This window comes from Burkholderia sp. BCC1996, from assembly GCF_905339955.1.
Classification (GTDB): Bacteria; Pseudomonadota; Gammaproteobacteria; order Burkholderiales; family Burkholderiaceae; genus Burkholderia.
Genome location: NZ_CAJPHM010000031.1, coordinates 1 through 16,084, shown reverse-complemented (window position 1 = coordinate 16,084; position 16,084 = coordinate 1). Strand labels below are relative to the sequence as shown.

The 16,084-nt window shown below is 67.4% G+C and carries 16 protein-coding genes; 9 read left to right on the top strand and 7 right to left on the bottom strand.

Annotated features, from left to right (window positions below):
• Positions 1–151: 151 nt before the first annotated feature.
• On the top strand, positions 152–1,093 hold the full coding sequence (locus tag U4Z64_RS31755; protein WP_044846073.1) for a LysR family transcriptional regulator: 942 nt from the start codon (positions 152–154) through the stop codon (positions 1,091–1,093).
• A gap of 125 nt (positions 1,094–1,218) precedes the next feature.
• The gene (locus U4Z64_RS31750) at positions 1,219–1,377 is read left to right on the top strand and encodes a hypothetical protein (RefSeq protein ID WP_170296438.1); all 159 of its coding nucleotides are present in this window, start codon (positions 1,219–1,221) and stop codon (positions 1,375–1,377) included.
• A gap of 56 nt (positions 1,378–1,433) precedes the next feature.
• Here U4Z64_RS31750 and U4Z64_RS31745 read toward each other — a convergent pair whose 3' ends face one another.
• The 4 genes from U4Z64_RS31745 to wrbA are packed head-to-tail and all read right to left on the bottom strand — an operon-like array spanning position 1,434 to position 4,736.
• A complete protein-coding gene (locus tag U4Z64_RS31745) occupies positions 1,434–2,261 on the bottom strand; it encodes a metallophosphoesterase (RefSeq protein ID WP_321822032.1) in 828 nt (275 codons plus the stop codon).
• Between the two features lie 24 nt (positions 2,262–2,285).
• Positions 2,286–3,707 carry an FAD-binding oxidoreductase gene (locus U4Z64_RS31740; protein WP_321822031.1) on the bottom strand — a complete coding sequence of 474 codons (1,422 nt, stop codon included), beginning with the start codon at positions 3,705–3,707 and terminating at the stop codon, positions 2,286–2,288.
• A 19-nt stretch (positions 3,708–3,726) separates the two neighbouring features.
• On the bottom strand, positions 3,727–4,119 hold the full coding sequence (locus U4Z64_RS31735) for a DUF2069 domain-containing protein (RefSeq protein WP_321822030.1): 393 nt from the start codon (positions 4,117–4,119) through the stop codon (positions 3,727–3,729).
• Positions 4,116–4,736 carry an NAD(P)H:quinone oxidoreductase gene (wrbA, locus tag U4Z64_RS31730; protein ID WP_321802168.1) on the bottom strand — a complete coding sequence of 207 codons (621 nt, stop codon included), beginning with the start codon at positions 4,734–4,736 and terminating at the stop codon, positions 4,116–4,118. The genes U4Z64_RS31735 and wrbA overlap by 4 nt, the downstream gene beginning before the upstream one ends.
• 148 nt (positions 4,737–4,884) lie before the next feature.
• Here wrbA and U4Z64_RS31725 point away from each other — a divergent pair, with 148 nt between their 5' ends.
• Positions 4,885–6,213: a YihY family inner membrane protein gene (locus U4Z64_RS31725; RefSeq protein WP_321802169.1), complete on the top strand. Its 1,329-nt coding sequence runs from the start codon at positions 4,885–4,887 to the stop codon at positions 6,211–6,213.
• Between the two features lie 18 nt (positions 6,214–6,231).
• On the opposite strand, the gene U4Z64_RS31720 is transcribed toward U4Z64_RS31725, so the two are convergent.
• Positions 6,232–6,549 carry an Mpo1-like protein gene (locus tag U4Z64_RS31720; RefSeq protein WP_044846067.1) on the bottom strand — a complete coding sequence of 106 codons (318 nt, stop codon included), beginning with the start codon at positions 6,547–6,549 and terminating at the stop codon, positions 6,232–6,234.
• 158 nt (positions 6,550–6,707) lie between these two features.
• Between U4Z64_RS31720 and U4Z64_RS31715 the strand changes: the two genes are divergently transcribed.
• The 3 genes from U4Z64_RS31715 to aroC all read left to right on the top strand — a co-directional run bounded on the left by U4Z64_RS31715 (position 6,708) and on the right by aroC (position 10,600).
• Positions 6,708–7,163: a CBS domain-containing protein gene (locus U4Z64_RS31715; protein ID WP_044846066.1), complete on the top strand. Its 456-nt coding sequence runs from the start codon at positions 6,708–6,710 to the stop codon at positions 7,161–7,163.
• A gap of 139 nt (positions 7,164–7,302) precedes the next feature.
• Entirely contained in the window at positions 7,303–9,237 is a 1,935-nt protein-coding gene (locus U4Z64_RS31710; protein WP_321822029.1) for an MFS transporter, read from the top strand.
• A 262-nt stretch (positions 9,238–9,499) separates the two neighbouring features.
• Positions 9,500–10,600, top strand: a complete 1,101-nt coding sequence (aroC, locus tag U4Z64_RS31705; RefSeq protein ID WP_044846064.1) for a chorismate synthase — start codon at positions 9,500–9,502, stop codon at positions 10,598–10,600.
• 78 nt (positions 10,601–10,678) lie between these two features.
• On the opposite strand, the gene U4Z64_RS31700 is transcribed toward aroC, so the two are convergent.
• A complete protein-coding gene (locus tag U4Z64_RS31700) occupies positions 10,679–11,749 on the bottom strand; it encodes a LacI family DNA-binding transcriptional regulator (protein WP_321822028.1) in 1,071 nt (356 codons plus the stop codon).
• A 238-nt stretch (positions 11,750–11,987) separates the two neighbouring features.
• On the opposite strand from U4Z64_RS31700, the gene rbsK reads away from it, so the two are divergent.
• The 3 genes from rbsK (at position 11,988) to U4Z64_RS31685 (ending at position 15,291) form a co-directional block, all read left to right on the top strand.
• A complete protein-coding gene (gene rbsK, locus U4Z64_RS31695) occupies positions 11,988–12,917 on the top strand; it encodes a ribokinase (protein ID WP_044846062.1) in 930 nt (309 codons plus the stop codon).
• A 61-nt stretch (positions 12,918–12,978) separates the two neighbouring features.
• Positions 12,979–14,298, top strand: a complete 1,320-nt coding sequence (locus tag U4Z64_RS31690) for an MFS transporter (RefSeq protein ID WP_124488978.1) — start codon at positions 12,979–12,981, stop codon at positions 14,296–14,298.
• Positions 14,299–14,343: 45 nt separating this feature from the next.
• Positions 14,344–15,291: a dihydrodipicolinate synthase family protein gene (locus U4Z64_RS31685; RefSeq protein ID WP_321810391.1), complete on the top strand. Its 948-nt coding sequence runs from the start codon at positions 14,344–14,346 to the stop codon at positions 15,289–15,291.
• A 117-nt stretch (positions 15,292–15,408) separates the two neighbouring features.
• Here U4Z64_RS31685 and U4Z64_RS31680 read toward each other — a convergent pair.
• Positions 15,409–16,084: 4Fe-4S dicluster domain-containing protein (locus tag U4Z64_RS31680; protein ID WP_321822027.1), on the bottom strand; the 676-nt coding region annotated here is incomplete at its 5' end.

Genomic DNA, 16,084 nt, shown 5'->3' with positions numbered 1-16,084 from the left:
CTCCCTTTCGGATATAGATAAGTCGGATGCGATTATATTTTTCAGTGATTCCTGAATAAATGGACAACGGTGCAAGTCATTTTTACGAATCCTGAGATAATATTTGTTGGCCCCTGTGCAACAATCCCTCCGGATTCATACGGGTAATGGGATGGATACGTTACAAAACATGCGGGTCTTCGTCCGCGTGGTCGACGCGGGCAGCTTTACCGCGGCCGCCCAGCAGATGAATTCGACCACCGCCTATGCGTCGCGCGCCGTGTCGGATCTCGAGGCGCACCTGCGCACGCGCCTCCTGAACCGGACGACACGCCGGATCGCGCTGACCGAAGCGGGCGAGCGCTACCTGCAGCGCTGCGAGCAGATCCTCGCGTACGTCGACCAGGCCGAAGCCGAAGCGGGCGACGCGCACGCGCGGCCGTCGGGCAAGCTGAAGGTGCATTGCTTCACGAGCCTCGGGCAGCACTATCTGGTGCCGGCCATCGCGCGCTATCGGCAGCGCTATCCGGACGTGCACGTCGAGCTGACGCTCGCGCAGCGCATGCCCGACCTGCTCGACGAGGGGTACGACGTCGCGATCGTGGTCGGCCGCGACCTGCCGGATTCGGGGCTCGTGTCGCAGCGGCTCGGGGAGAGCTACAGCGTCGTGTGCGCGTCGCCGGGCTATATCGACGCGCACGGCGTGCCGCAGACCCCGGCCGATCTCGAGCAGCACGTCTGTCTCGGGATGGTCGCGCCCGGTTTTCATTTCGACGAGTGGTCGCTGTCGGGGCCGCGCGGCGACGAAGTGGTTCCGGTCACGGCGCCGCCGTTCCGCGTGAACGTCGCCGAGGCGCTCGCGGTGGCCGTGCGGGAAGGGATGGGAATCGGCGGGTTGCCGCTCTATTCGGCGATCGGCGGGCTGCGCAGCGGACACATCGTGCGCGTGATGCCCGAATACCGGTCGCACGTGATGAACATCTACGCGCTGTATCCGTCGCGCCAGTACCTCGACGCGAAAATCCGCACCTGGGTCGATTTCCTGCGCGACGAGCTGCCGGCCACGCTGGAAGCCGACGAAGCCGCGCTCGCGCAGTTCACGGCTGCGACATGAGCGCGCGGTCGAGTGCAATCTGACGAGATTTGTCCTTCACGCAACATTTTTTTACCAACGGACCGCGGACAGTTTGATACTGTTTCAATCATCGAGATTTGGAACTGCCCACACCCGGAGTCGCAATGGATACGCAACTGATGATCGGCCTTGGAGTTTTGCTTGGTGCGGCTGCTGCCGCCGCGGCGACGCGCGATCTGCTGCGCGCGATGAAGGCACGGATGAAGCCCGTGCCGGTGCGGGTGCGCCCGTCGTCGAACGGCTCGCGCCGCGCCGATCGCTGATCGGGCGGCCTTTCAGCTCGGGTAGGGCCGCATCACGCGGCCCGATGGCTTGGCGCTCAGCCGAGCTCGACTACCTTGTCCCACGCAAACGCGGGATTCTCCAGTTCGCCGGTGCGCCGGCGGATATAGCCGCGCGGGTTGCACACCACGCGCGTGCCGCTGTCGGTCACGTAATCGAATGAAGTATGCGTGTGGCCGTGGATCCACAGGTCCACGGGCGGCCGCACGAGTTCCGCCATGTCCGTGACGAATCCCGCCGACGCCAGGTCTTCCGCATAACGCTCCGCCAGCGAGCGCAGGTGCGGCGCATGATGCGTGACGACGATCGTGCGGCCCGCGAACGGTGTCGCGAGCCGTGCTTCCAGCCACGCGCGGCCTTGCCGGTGCAGTGCGATCGCATCGGCCGGCGTGAAATCCCGCTCCGGGGCTGCCGCCGCATGCACGGACGCATCGTGCGGCCACGTCACCTGGATCAATCCCTTGAAATCGAGCATCACGCGCATGGCCGCGTCGATCGCGCGCGCGACGCTCGCCTGATCGGCGCCGAACAGCGAGAAATCGGCCCACAGCGTCGTGCCGAGCACGCGAAAGCGCTGCGCCGGATCGACGTACACGCCGTTGTTCAGGTAATGCACGTGGTCGAGCGTATGCGCGGCGTCGCGCATCGCGGTTTCGAGCGCGCCGAATTCCCCGTCGTAGTACTCGTGATTACCCGGCACGTAGATCACCGGCACGTCGGGATCGAACGTCTCGGCGGCCCAGCGCAGGCCTTCCGCGTGATTGTGGATATCACCGGCCAGCACGACGAGATCCGCGTCGGCATGCGCGATCGTGTCGGGCTGGTTGCATTCGAGATGCAGGTCGGACAGGACGCGGACTCTCATGGGCATCGCTCCGGGACGGGGGCTTCAGTGCAGGACCTTGCCGGGATTCATCAGCCCGCGCGGGTCGAGCGCGGTCTTCAGCGTGCGCATGAGCGCCGTTTCGACCGGCGACTTGTAGCGCTGCGCGTCGTCGATCTTCAGCTGGCCGATCCCGTGCTCCGCGCTGATCGTGCCGTGGTGACGGTGCACGTTGTCGTAGACGATGCGGTTGATCGGCTTCTGGAATGCCGCGAGGAACGCCTTCGGGTCGCCGCCTTCGGGCGTCTGCACGTTGTAGTGCAGGTTGCCGTCGCCGAGGTGGCCGAACGTGACCATCCGCGCGCCCGGCGCGGCTTGCTGGATCGCCGCGTCGGTTTCGCCGATGAAGCGCGCGATCGACGAGATCGGCACCGCGATGTCGTGCTTGATGTTGAGACCTTCGTCGGCCTGCGCGAGCGGGATGTGTTCGCGCAGGTCCCAGAACGCGCGCGATTGCGCGAGATTTTCCGCGACGACCGCGTCGACCACGAGCCCGGCCTCGAACGCCTCTTCCATCAGTTTTTCGAACAGCGCGCGCGCATGCGTTTCGCTTTCGTTGTCCGACAGTTCGAGCAGCACCGTCTGCGCATGCGTGCGGTCGAACGGATAGCGCAGTTGCGGATAGTGCTTGCCGACCAGCTGCATGCAGAAGTCGGACATCAGCTCGAAGCCGGTCAGCAGCGGGCCGGCCGCGCGTTGCGCGAGCGCGAGGAAGTCGAGCGCCGCGTGCGGCGACTCGAGCGCGGCCAGCGCCGTGACCTGCGCGGCCGGCAGCGGATGCAGCTTCAGCACGGCGGCCGTGATGATCCCGAGCGTGCCTTCGGCGCCGATGAACAGGTCGCGCAAGTCGTAGCCGGTGTTGTCCTTGCGCAGCCCGCGCAGGCCGTCCCAGATCTCGCCCTGCGGCGTCACGACCTCGAGCCCGAGGCACAGCTCGCGTGCGTTGCCGTAGCGCAGCACCGCGGTGCCGCCCGCGTTGGTCGACAGGTTGCCGCCGATCGTGCAGCTGCCTTCGGCAGCGAGGCTCAGCGCGAACAGCCGGCCGCCTTCGCGGGCGCGCGCCTGCACGTCGGCGAGGATCACGCCGGCGTCGACCGTGATCGTGTTGTTGTGCGGATCGAGGGCCCGCACGCGGTTCAGGCGCGCGAGGCTCAGCACGGCCTGGCTGCCGCTCGCGTCGGGCGTCGCGCCGCCGGCGAGCCCCGTGTTGCCGCCCTGCGGCACGAGCGCGACGCCGTGCGCGTTGGCGAGCCGGACGAGCGCGGCGACTTCCGCCGTATCGGCCGGTTTCAGCACCGCGCACGCACTGCCCTTGTAACGGCGGCGCCAGTCGGTCAGGAACGGTTCGGTGTCGTGCGGCTCGGTCAGCACGTAGGTGGCGCCGATCGCGTCTCGGCAGGCGGATACGAAGGCTTCGGAAGAATTCATACGTTCGGTCGCGTAAGGGTCAGGACGCGGCGCGCTGCTGCTTCGCCGCGCGCTTGAACGGCGCGACGTAGGCCAGCGCGGCCACGAAGAAGCCGACGGCGAGCGCGGTCTCGCACCAGCCGAGCGTCGCGGACAATCCGCGGTCGGACATGCCGCGCACGATGCCTTCGGCGAAATAGACGAGGATCAGCATGCTCGCCCACTGCATCGTATAGATGTTACGCCGCCAGACGCCTGGCAGCGCGAGCGCGAGCGGCACGGCCTTGAGCATCAGCGCCGAGCCCCCCGGGCGCAGCGGCGCGAGCCACAGTTCCCACGCGAGCGACAGCGCGATCAGCGCGACGAGGCACGCGGCCGCGGCCAGCGCGTAGCGCGGCCGGGCGGTGACGGGGGGACGGGCAGGCGCGTTCATGCGGCCTCGGCGGCCTGGGCGTCGGCGAGGGCCGCTGCCGCACGCGCGAGCCGCACGCCAAGCGCGGCCGCGAGCGCCTTTTCGTCCGCCGACAGCCCCGCGGGCCCGCTGCGATCGTGCTGCGACACGTGCGACGCGCCGTACGGCGTGCCGCCGGTACGCGTCGTGCTGAGCGCGGATTCCGTGTACGGGATGCCGACGATCATCATCCCGTGATGCAGCAGCGGCAGCATCATCGACAGCAGCGTCGACTCCTGGCCGCCGTGCAGGCTGCCGGTGGACGTGAACACGCAGGCCGGCTTGCCGGTCAGCGCGCCCGACAGCCATTGCGGCGTCGTGCCGTCGAGGAAATACTTGAGCGAGGCGGCCATGTTGCCGAAGCGGGTCGGCGAGCCGAGCGCGAGGCCCGCGCACTCCTCGAGATCGCGCAGTTCCGCATACGGCGGGCCGTCGTCGGGGATATCGGAGGCGGTGGCTTCGCAGACCGTCGAGACGGGTGGCACGGTACGGATGCGGGCCTGCATGCCGGGCACGCTGTCGATGCCGTTCGCGATTGCGAGCGCGAGATCACGCGTGGCGCCGTGGCGGCTGTAATAGAGGACGAGGATGTCTTTCATGGGCGACGGGGCCGCATGCGGCCGCGCGGATGCCCGGTGCAGTCGGCCCCTGCTGGATCGAGCGGCTATTATAGGGGCTGAAGTCGTCGCGCAGCGCGGCGGCGGCGCGCCACCGGGCGCGCGGCGTCAGCAGAGAAGGAGAAGCCGTTTGCCGAAGTTGAGCGTCGATCTCGACACCCTCAAGCGCCTCGCGCAGTTCGCGGCCCGGCGCAGCGCCGAGGATCGCATCCCGCAAGTGGCGGGCAGCCTCACGTTCACGACGATGCTGGCACTCGTGCCGCTCGTGACGGTCGCGTTTGCGCTGTTTACCGCGTTCCCGATGTTCGCGTCGTTCCAGATCTCGCTGCAGGGGTTCCTCGCGGATCACCTGATGCCCGCGCAGTTCAACGTCCAGATCTTCAAGTACCTGAACCAGTTCGCGTCGAAGGCCAAGGGGCTGACGACGGCCGGTCTGATCGTGCTCGTCGTCACGTCCGTGATGACGATGATGACGATCGAGTCCGCGTTCAACCTGATCTGGCGGGTGCGCAAGCCGCGGCCGTTCGCGCAGCGCGTGCTCGCGTACTGGGCGCTGATCACGCTCGGGCCCTTGCTGTTCGGCGTGAGCCTGTCGATCTCGTCGTACCTGTTTACGCAATCGCTGGCGTTCACCGGCGCCGCGCCGTCGACGTCGATCGTCGAATGGCTGCTCGCGTTCGTGTCGCTGCCGCTGACCGTGCTCGCGTTCACGCTGCTGTACGTGTATCTGCCGAACTGCACGGTCGCATGGCGCGACGCGGTGATCGGCGGGCTGTTCGCGGCCATCGCGTTCGAGCTCGCGAAGCGCGGCTTCGGCTATTACGTGCGGCGCATTCCGACCTATACGGCCGTCTACGGCGCGTTCGCGGCGCTGCCGGTGTTCCTGTTGTGGGTGTATCTGAGCTGGTTCATCGCGCTGCTCGGCGCGATGGTGGCGTCCGCGCTGCCGGCGATCCGCGTCGGCCAGTTCCATCGCATCCACTATGCGGGCAGCGACCTGCTCGACGCGCTCGAATTGCTCGCGCGGCTGGCCGAGGCGCGCGCGGTCGGCAAGGCGGGCTATACGGCGATGCGGCTTGCGGCCATGTTGCGCTGCGACATGGAAACCGCGCAGCGGCTGCTGTCGACGATGGAGGAGCGGGAATGGATCGCGCGGCTGGACAGCGGCGAACGCGCGCCGCGCTACATCCTGCTGGCGAATCCGGAGCAGCTGACGCTGGCGCAGCTGTTCGACGTGCTGGTGATCGACCGCACCGAACTGACCTACCAGCTGCAGCGACGCAGCAGCCACGTCGAAGGCGCGGCATTGCTCGAGGTGCTGTCGAACGACCGGTTCGACGTATCGCTTGCGTCGCTGATCGCCGCGCACCGGCTTGCGGGTGCGCCGGCCGCGACCGTGCCCGGGCCGGTGCCCGGCGGGGCGCCCGACCCGCACGCGCGGCCGCCGAAAACGGCGTGACGCGGTACCGGGCGGGCGTTATAGCGGAATCTTGCCGGTGCAGATGTCCTTGAACATCACCCAGTCGCCCATCAGGCTGTAGATCGGGTGCCGGAACGTGGCGGGGCGGTTCTTCTCGAAGAAGAAGTGTCCGACCCACGCGAATCCGTAGCCGCACACGACCGCCGCCGGCAGCCACGGCCAGTGGCCCGTCGCGATCGCCATCGCGACGCAGCCGATCACGCCGAGCGAGCCGATGAAGTGCAGCCGGCGCGACGTCAGGTTCTGGTGTTCGTTCAGGTAGTACGGGTAGAAATCGGCGAAGCTGGCGAATTGCTCCGTATGCGTATGTGCCATGGCCGTCTCCTCGGGCCGCCGTCCATGGAGTCATTGTGCGGCGGCCGGCCGGTGTCCGCAAGCGGCGACGGCCGCGCCGCGTGGGGCTGAGCTTTCCTTTTGACAGGCTTTCCGATAGGATCGAAAGCGGTTTTGCATTCAAGCATGAGGGGACTACGATGCGCGTCAGCGATATTCTGAAAGTGAAGGGCAACACGCTGTTTACGGTGACGCCCGATAAGCCGCTGCGCGAAGCGGTCGATACGATGGCCGAACACGATATCGGTTCGCTCGTCGTAATGGAGTACGGCGATCTCGTCGGGATGCTGACGTTCCGCGAGATCATCCTGCGCCTGCACGTGAACGGCGGCGCGATCGGCGACGTGCAGGTGCGCAAGGTGATGGACGAGCCGCTCACGTGCACGCCGGAAACCGACGTCAACGAAGTGCGCCGGATGATGCTCGAGCGCCACGCGCGCTACATGCCGGTGCTCGACAAGAAGGTGCTGATGGGCGTCATTTCGTTCTACGACGTCGCGAAGACGGTCGTCGAGGCGCAGAGCTTCGAGAACCGGATGCTGAAGGCGTACATCCGCGACTGGCCGGAATCGGAAGCCGAAGCGCAGAAGCCGTGAATCGCGTCGCGCCCGGTGCCATGACGCGCGGGCGCTGCCATTCGGCGTACGGCGGCGCAGGTTCAGCCTGCGCCGCCTTTTTTTCGACAACAACCCAAGGCCCGCGCAGCTTCGCCCAGACGATGCGCGCGTATTCCGCATGAGCGATCACACGCAAGTCTCTTCCGCATCGCGCGGCGAACGGCGCGCCCACGCGTCGCAGTTCGACCTGTTGCGCCAGCGCCGTTTCGCGCCGTTCTTCACGACCCAGTTCCTGGGCGCGCTGAACGACAACGTGTTCAAGATCGGCTTCACGTCGCTCGTCACCTATCACACCGCGCGCTTTTCCGGCGTCGACGCGAAGACGGCCGCGTTCCTGATCTCCGCGATCTTCATCCTGCCGTTCGTGCTGTTCTCGGCCACCTCCGGCCAGATCGCCGACAAATACGACAAGGCGACGCTCACGCGCTTCGTGAAGTCCTTCGAGATCGTGCTGATGCTGGTCGGCGCGGCCGGTTTCGTCACGCACAGCGCGACGCTGCTGTATCTGTGCACGTTCATGATGGGGATGCACTCGACGCTGTTCGGCCCCGTCAAGTATTCATACCTGCCGCAGCATCTCGGCGACCACGAACTGGTCGGCGGCAACGGCCTCGTCGAGATGGGCACGTTCATCGCGATCCTGATCGGCACGATCATCGGCGGCGCGGCCGCGGGCATCGAAGGCAGCGGCGAGCGCGTGCTGGCGGTGAGCGTCGTCGTCATCGCGCTCGCGGGGCGGCTCGTCGCGCAGCGCGTGCCATCGACGCCCGCGCCGCAGCCCGATCTCGTGATCAACTGGAACCCGTTCAGCGAAACGTGGCGCAACCTCGGGCTCGCGCGGCAGAACCGCACCGTGTTCCTGAGCCTGCTCGGCATCTCGTGGCTGTGGTTCGTCGGCGCGACGTTCCTCACGTCGTTCTTCAATTTCGCGAAGGACGTGCTGTCCGCGAGCCCCGACGTCGTCACGGTCCTGCTCGCGACGTTCTCGGTCGGGATCGGCCTCGGCTCGCTGCTCTGCGAGCGGCTGTCGCAGCGCCGCGTCGAGATCGGCCTCGTGCCGCTCGGCTCGATCGGCATCAGCGTGTTCGCGATCGAGCTGTATTTCGCGAGCCGCTCGCTGCCGTCGCCCGGGCATCTGCTGTCGGTCGGGGAATTCCTGGGCGGCGCGCGTCACTGGCGCATCCTGGCCGACCTGTTCCTGCTCGCGATGTTCGGTGGCTTCTACAGCGTGCCGCTGTATGCGCTGATCCAGAGCCGCAGCGCGCCGACCCACCGTGCGCGGATCATCGCCGCGAACAACATCCTGAACGCGCTGTTCATGATCCTGTCGGCCCTGATGGCGATGGGGCTGACCAAGGCCGGGGTCGACATCCCCGGCCTGTTCCTCGTCACCGCGCTGCTGAACGTCGTGGTCGCGACGTACATCTACCTGCTCGTCCCCGAGTTCCTGCTGCGTTTCGTCGCGTGGGTGCTGGTGCACACGTTCTACCGGATTCGTCTCGTCCATGCGGAGCGGATCCCGGAAGAGGGCGCGGCCGTGCTCGTATGCAACCACGTGAGCTACGTCGACGCGCTCGTGCTGGCGGCTGCGAGCCCGCGGCCGATCCGGTTCGTGATGGATCACCGGATCTTCAAGGCGCGCTTCGCGAGCTGGGTGTTCCGGCATGCGAAGGCGATTCCGATCGCGCCGCGCCACGAGGATCCCGACATGCTCGCGCGCGCGTACGACGCATGCGAGTCCGCGCTGAAGGACGGCGAACTCGTGTGCATCTTCCCCGAGGGCAAGCTGACCAAGACGGGCGACATCAACACCTTCCACCACGGCATCACCGAGATCCTGGGTCGCACGCCGGCGCCCGTGATCCCGATGGCGCTGCGCGGGCTGTGGGGCAGCTATTTCTCCCGTCATGCCGATGCGCGCATGCCGCGGCCCATCAAGCGCGGCGTGATGAGCCGGCTGACGCTCGCGGTCGGCGAGCCGATCGCGGCCTCGGTCGCGACGCCCGAGGCGCTGCAGGCGGCGGTGACCGAGCTGCGCGGCGCGCGGAAGTAGGCAGGGCGGGCCCCGGCGGCTTCGTATCGGGCAGCAGACGGCTGCAAACCGGCCGGTTCGACCGGAACGGCGCAGGTCGACGATTCTCGCGCCGGGTCGTCTGCGTGGCCGGCCAGTATGGTCTGAACGGTTCACGCGGCCCGCGGGTCCGGGACGGCTGGCATAATAGCGGTTTACCTCTTTTCTCGACCGGCAAACGATCGGCCTGCCAGCGGCCCCGGCAGCGCATCGGTTTGTCCATTTCTCTTTGGGCGGTTCCATCATGTCCGGCAATACCCTCGGCACGCTTTTCACTGTCACGACCTTCGGCGAATCGCACGGTCCCGCGATCGGCTGCGTGATCGACGGCTGCCCGCCGGGAATGGGGCTGACCGAAGCCGACATCCAGGTCGAGCTCGATCGCCGCAAGCCCGGCACGTCGCGGCACGTGACGCAGCGCCAGGAAGCCGACGAGGTCGAGATCCTGTCCGGCGTGTTCGAAGGCGTGACGACCGGCACGCCGATCGCGCTGCTGATCCGCAACACCGACCAGCGCAGCAAGGATTACGGCAACATCGTCGAGACGTTCCGCCCCGGCCACGCCGACTACACCTACTGGCAGAAATACGGCATCCGCGACTACCGTGGCGGCGGCCGCTCGTCCGCGCGCCTGACCGCGCCGATCGTCGGCGCGGGCGCGGTCGCGAAGAAGTGGCTGCGCGAGCGCTTCGGCGTCGAAGTGCGCGGCTACATGAGCGGTCTCGGCGAGATCGACGTGCCGTTCGTCGACTGGTCGCACGTCCGCGAGAACCCGTTCTTCTCGCCGAATGCGGCGATCGTTCCGGAGCTGGAAGCCTACATGGACGCGCTGCGCAAGGACGGCGATTCGATCGGTGCGCGCATCGACGTCGTCGCGTCGGGCGTGCCGGTCGGCTGGGGTGAACCGGTATTCGACCGGCTCGACGCGGACATCGCGAAGGCGATGATGAGCATCAACGCGGTGAAGGGCGTCGAGATCGGCGCGGGCTTCGACAGCGTCGCGCAGCGCGGCTCGGTGCACGGCGACGAACTGACGCCGGCCGGTTTCGTCGGCAACCATGCAGGCGGCGTGCTCGGCGGGATTTCGACGGGGCAGGACATCACCGTGTCGATCGCGATCAAGCCGACCTCGAGCATCCGCACGCCGCGCCGTTCGATCACGAAGTCCGGTGAAGAAGCGACCGTCGAAACCTTCGGCCGCCACGACCCGTGCGTCGGCATTCGCGCGACGCCGATCGCCGAGTCGATGCTCGCGCTGGTGCTGATCGACCACGCGCTGCGCCATCGCGCGCAGTGCGGCGACGTCGAGACGCCGACGCCGAAGATCGCGGGCAGCGCGACCTGATGCAACGGAGCCGGCACTCGCCGGTTCGACCGATTTAGCCGATTCGATGCGAAACGGGGCGCCTGCGGCGCCCCGCTTTCATTGGGCCGGCGCGTCCGGCGGCGCGGCCGATTCGCGTACCCGCAGCTCCGGCAGTACCGCGCAACCGGGCCCGGCTGCGCCGTTTTCGAGTGCGTCGAGCAACGCACGGGCGGCCTTGCGGCCGATCGCATCGGTGTCGACCCACATCGTCGTCAGCGCCGGCCGGATTTCGCGAGCCAGCGCGACATCGTCGAACCCGGTGATCGACAGCTGCGAAGGCACGTCGATGCCCAGTGCCTGCGCCTCGAGCAGGGCGCCGAGCGCGAGTGCGTCGTTGCCGCAGATCACGGCCGTCGGGCGCGTCGCGCCGCTGTCGGCAATCGCGCGCAGGCTCGCCCGCCCGAACGCGATCGTGGCCGCGCCCTCGTGCTGGTGGATCGGCCTGACCGCGAGCCCGCGCGCGGCGAGCGTCTCGTGAATGCCGCGCAGGCGGGCCTGCACGCGGTCGTTGTCGGCCGAAGGCTGCATGATGATCGCGAAATCGCGATGCCCGAGCTCGAGCAGGTGCGTGGTCAGTCGCGCGAATGCCGCGCGGTTGTCGAAGCCGATGCAGCAGTGCGGGCTGTCGTCGCGGTAAGCATAGGTGACGACATACGGCACCCGATGCAGGTCGAGCAGTTCGAATACTTCCGGCGGATAGGCTTCGCCGACCAGCGACACCGCTTCGACGCCGCGCGACAGCATCGCGCGCACCTGCGCGAGCGCTTGCGCCGGATCGTAATTCGAGCAGCCCAGGAACAGGGTGATGCCGTGCTCGGCCATGACCGCCTGCATGCCCGCCACCTGCGATGCGAACACCTGGTCGTCGAGCGTCGGAATGATCGCCCCGGTGATGTGGGTGCGCGTGGAGGCGAGTGCGCGGCCGGCTGCATTGGGAATCCAGTTCAGCGCACGTGCCGCGTCGCGCACGCGCTGCTGCACGTCGGCCGAGACCTTGCCGGGATCGTTGTAGACGCGCGAAACGGTCGCGGTCGACACGCCGGCGAGTTTCGCGACGTCGCCGAGCACCGACCGGCCGCTGCCGCGGCGCGCGCGCGCCGTGCCACCACCGGATGAAGGCGTACTCATCGGTCATCCCCGGGCGCGGCTGCCCTGCAGGCTCCGCGTGTGGTCAAAAACGCCATCGTTTACCCTCGATTCATCGTGGTCCCGCTTGCAATCCCGGTCTCGCCTGTGAGAATGTAAGCGCTATCTTGATGCTACTCCGTATTATGTCAGACACAGATTTCAACCGCATCGTGACGTTTTCGTCGACGAAGGCCGATCAGGCCATTTTGTCCGTCGAAAATGTAAGCGGTTACATTCGATGATGACCCACACCAGACCACCCCGAATCGCTGTCGTCGGCAGCGTCAACGTCGACCTCGTCACGCATGCGCCGCGGCTGCCCGTGCCGGGCGAAACGCTGCTCGGCACCACGTTCCAGACCGTTCACGGCGGCAAGGGGGCGAACCAGGCGGTGGCCGCCGCGCGCCTCGGTGCGTCGGTCGCGATGATCGGCTGCGTCGGCAACGACGCGTTCGGCGCACGTCTGCACGACGCGCTGGCCGCGGAGCGCATCGACGTGACGCATCTGCACCGGATCGACGGCGAGGCAACCGGGGTCGCGACGATCACGGTCGATGCGCACGGCGCGAACAGCATCGTCGTCGTGCCCGGTGCAAACGCGCGCCTCGATGCCGAATTGATCGACCGGGCGCGCGACGCGATCGCCGGCGCGGCGCTGATGGTGTGCCAGCTCGAGGTGCCGATCGAGACCGTCGCGCGCGCCATCGGCAGTGCAATCGCGCATCGCACGCCGGTGCTGCTCAATCCGGCGCCGGCCCGGCCGCTGTTCGACGCATTGCTGGCCCGCATCGACTATCTCGTCGTCAACGAAACGGAAGCGGAGTCGCTGACCGGCATTGCCGTCGGCGACGACGCCTCCGCGGTGCGAGCCGCCGAAGCGCTGCGCGCGAAGGGTGTCGGCAACGTGCTGGTCACGCTGGGCGCGCGCGGCGTCTGCTGGCGCGGAAGTGCAGGGAGCGGCCGCCATCGGGCGATGGCGGTGGTCGCCGTCGATACGACGGCGGCCGGCGATACCTTCGTCGGCGGCTTCGCGGCCGCCCGGGCGAGCGGCGCGTCGATGGACGACGCGATCGCGTTCGGACAGCGTGCGGCCGCGATCAGCGTCACGCGCCACGGCGCGCAGACGTCGATTCCGACACGCGAGGAAGTGGAGCGTGGGGCCGCATAGATTCCGCGAAGACGGAACAGACCGAGGCCCGGAAACCATTCAGGACATGGAGACAAACGCAATGAACGAGAATCATGCTGTTCCGACGGCGCCGCCACGTATCCGGCGCGGACAACGTATTGCGCTCGCGCTGCTGATGGCGAGCGGGATCGTCAACTATCTCGACCGCGGCACGCTGGCCGTCGCGAGTTCGGCAATCCGGGGCGATCTCGGGCTGTCGCTCTCGCAGATGGGCTTGCTGCTGTCGGCGTTCTCGTGGAGCTACGCGCTGTGCCAGTTCCCGGTCGGCGGACTCGTCGATCGCATCGGGCCGCGCCGGCTGCTCGGCATCGGGCTGATCGTCTGGTCGCTCGCGCAGGCATCGGGCGGCATCGTGTCCACCTTCGGCTGGTTCATCGTCGCGCGCATCGTGCTGGGCATCGGCGAGGCGCCGCAGTTCCCGTCGGCGGCGCGGGTGGTGAGCAACTGGTTTCCGTTGCGTGCGCGCGGTACGCCGACCGGCATCTTCAACGCGGCGTCGCCGCTCGGCACCGCACTCGCGCCATTGCTGCTCGCGGTGCTCGTCGCATCGTTCAACTGGCGCTGGGCATTCGTCGTGACGGGCGCGCTCGGCCTCGTCGTCGCCGTCGTCTGGTTTGCGTTGTACCGCGATCCGGCGCGCGCGCAATTGACCGCGGCGGAACGCGCGTATCTCGATACCGATGCGCAGACGGCCGTCGCGATGCCGAAACTGACCTTCGCCGACTGGCGCAGCCTGTTTTCGCACGGCACGACCTGGGGCATGCTGCTCGGATTCTTCGGTTCCGTGTATCTGAACTGGGTCTACCTGACCTGGCTGCCGGGCTACCTGACGATGGAGCGTCACATGAGCCTCGTGCGCACCGGGTTTGCGGCATCCGTGCCGTTCCTGTGCGGGTTCGTCGGTTCGCTCGTTGCCGGCTGGCTCTCGGATCTGGTGACGCGCCGCAGCCGCTCGCCGGTCGTGAGCCGGCGCAACGCGGTGGTCGTCGCGATGCTCGGGATGGTCGCGTTCACGATTCCGGCCGCGCTCGTGCAGAGCAACACGGTCGCGCTCGCATGCATTTCGGTCGTGATCTTTCTCGCCAATGCGGCGTCGGCATGCTCGTGGGCGCTCGCGACGGCGGCCGCCCCGCCGAGCCGTGTCGCATCGCTCGGCGCGATCCAGAATTTCGGCGGTTTCATCGGCGGTGCGCTCGCGCCGATCCTGACGGGGGTCATCGCGCAGAGGTGGTCGTTCGTGCCGGCGCTGCTGACGGCGGCGGCAATCGCATTCGCCGGCGCGATGGCTTACCTGCTGCTGGTGCGCAAACCGATTCCCGAGCAGTCCGCGAGCGCCGCGCCCGGACCGCTGCCGGCCTGAGTCCGTCGGCTACACCCCCGTATTCACTGAAGGAAGGAGAAACAGATGCAACCACATCGGCAATCGAGCGCAACCATCGAGGGGATCGTACCGGTGATGCTGACGCCGTTCGACGACGCCGGCGCGATCGACTACGCGGGCCTCGAGCGACTCGTCGAATGGTATCTGGCGCACGGCGCGGATGCGCTGTTCGCGGTCGCGCAATCGAGCGAGATGCAATTCCTGAGTCTTGCCGAGCGTGCGGAACTCGCGCGTTTCGTGGTCGAGCGGGTGGCCGGGCGCGTGCCCGTCGTCGCGTCCGGGCACATCAGCGACGATCTGGATGCGCAGGTCGCCGAGCTGCGTGCCGCGGCAGAATCGGGTGCGCAGGGCGTCGTGCTCGTGACCAACCGCCTCGATCCGCAGCGCAAGGGCAGCGCCGCGCTTCTCGACCATCTTCACAAGCTGCTCGCCCGGTTGCCGTCGGATCTGCCGCTCGGTTTGTACGAATGTCCGGCGCCTTATCGGCGACTGCTGTCCGATGACGAACTGCGTGCGTGCATCGACACCGGCCGCTTCGTGATGTTGAAGGACGTGAGCTGCGATCTGGAGACGGTGAAGCGACGCGTCGCACTCGCCGCGGGGTCGCCGCTGAAGATCCTCAATGCAAACGCCGCGATCGCATGGGATGCGATGAAGGCGGGGTCGGCCGGTTTCAACGGCGTGTTCACCAACTTCCATCCCGACCTGTACCGATGGTTGCGCACGCAGGGCGGCTCGGATCCGGCGCTGGCCGACGAGTTGTCGACGTTCCTGGTGCTCTCGGCGGTGTCGGAAGCGCTGGGCTACCCGGCGCTTGCGAAGATCTATCATCAACGGATCGGCACGTTCGGATCGATTCGTTGCCGCGCGATCGACTACGACGTGCGCGAGCGCTTCTGGGCGCTCGACGCGGTGCTCGACAAGATCGTGTCAGGTACCGAGCATTTCCGTCGGCGGATCGCGGCGCGTTAGCGCAGCCGATGCGGGCGCGGTGCATGAGTCGCGCGCCCGATGGAGAGCCGGGCGGCGTCGAATGTCGAACGTCGAACCGACGAAAAAAACGCCGCGCGAGGCGGCGTTCTTCGGCAGTTACATGTTCGGATAATTCGGCCCGCCGCCGCCTTCCGGCGTGACCCACACGATGTTCTGCGTCGGGTCCTTGATGTCGCAGGTCTTGCAGTGCACGCAGTTCTGCGCGTTGATCACGAGGCGGTCGCTGCCGTCGTCGTTCTTCACGAACTCGTACACCGCCGCCGGGCAGAAGCGCGCCTCCGGTCCCGCGTAGGTGCGCAGGTTCACGTTCACCGGCACGTTCGCGTCCTTCAAGGTCAGGTGCGCCGGCTGGTTCTCCTCGTGGTTCGTGTTCGAGATGAACACCGACGACAACCGGTCGAACGTCAGCTTGCCGTCCGGCTTCGGGTACTCGATCGGCGTGCATTGCGACGCCGGCTTCAGCATCTCGTGGTCCGCATGCTTGTGGTGCAGCGTCCACGGCACGTTGCCGCCCATCACCTTCTGCTCGAGCCCGACCATCAGCGTGCCGAGGTACAGGCCCTTCGCCATCCACTGCTTGAAGTTGCGCGCGCGGTACAGCTCCGTGTACAGCCACGATTGCTTGAACGCATCCGGATACGCGTTGAGCTCGTCGCTCTGACGACCGGCCTGCAGCGCGTCGAACGCGGCATCGGCGGCCAGCATGCCGGTCTTGATCGCCGCGTGGCTGCCCTTGATCCGCGATGCGTTCAGGAAGCCCGCGTCGTCGCCA

Coding starts and splice junctions, on each gene's coding strand:
- wrbA (WP_321802168.1), bottom strand. CDS start 4,736: ATGAAAGACATCCTCGTCCTCTATTACAGCCGCCACGGCGCCACGCGT.
- rbsK (WP_044846062.1), top strand. CDS start 11,988: ATGATGACCCACACCAGACCACCCCGAATCGCTGTCGTCGGCAGCGTC.
- U4Z64_RS31710 (WP_321822029.1), top strand. CDS start 7,303: ATGAGCGATCACACGCAAGTCTCTTCCGCATCGCGCGGCGAACGGCGC.
- U4Z64_RS31700 (WP_321822028.1), bottom strand. CDS start 11,749: ATGAGTACGCCTTCATCCGGTGGTGGCACGGCGCGCGCGCGCCGCGGC.
- U4Z64_RS31685 (WP_321810391.1), top strand. CDS start 14,344: ATGCAACCACATCGGCAATCGAGCGCAACCATCGAGGGGATCGTACCG.
- U4Z64_RS31745 (WP_321822032.1), bottom strand. CDS start 2,261: ATGAGAGTCCGCGTCCTGTCCGACCTGCATCTCGAATGCAACCAGCCC.
- U4Z64_RS31750 (WP_170296438.1), top strand. CDS start 1,219: ATGGATACGCAACTGATGATCGGCCTTGGAGTTTTGCTTGGTGCGGCT.
- U4Z64_RS31735 (WP_321822030.1), bottom strand. CDS start 4,119: ATGAACGCGCCTGCCCGTCCCCCCGTCACCGCCCGGCCGCGCTACGCG.
- U4Z64_RS31720 (WP_044846067.1), bottom strand. CDS start 6,549: ATGGCACATACGCATACGGAGCAATTCGCCAGCTTCGCCGATTTCTAC.
- U4Z64_RS31690 (WP_124488978.1), top strand. CDS start 12,979: ATGAACGAGAATCATGCTGTTCCGACGGCGCCGCCACGTATCCGGCGC.
- U4Z64_RS31740 (WP_321822031.1), bottom strand. CDS start 3,707: ATGAATTCTTCCGAAGCCTTCGTATCCGCCTGCCGAGACGCGATCGGC.
- aroC (WP_044846064.1), top strand. CDS start 9,500: ATGTCCGGCAATACCCTCGGCACGCTTTTCACTGTCACGACCTTCGGC.
- U4Z64_RS31715 (WP_044846066.1), top strand. CDS start 6,708: ATGCGCGTCAGCGATATTCTGAAAGTGAAGGGCAACACGCTGTTTACG.
- U4Z64_RS31755 (WP_044846073.1), top strand. CDS start 152: ATGGATACGTTACAAAACATGCGGGTCTTCGTCCGCGTGGTCGACGCG.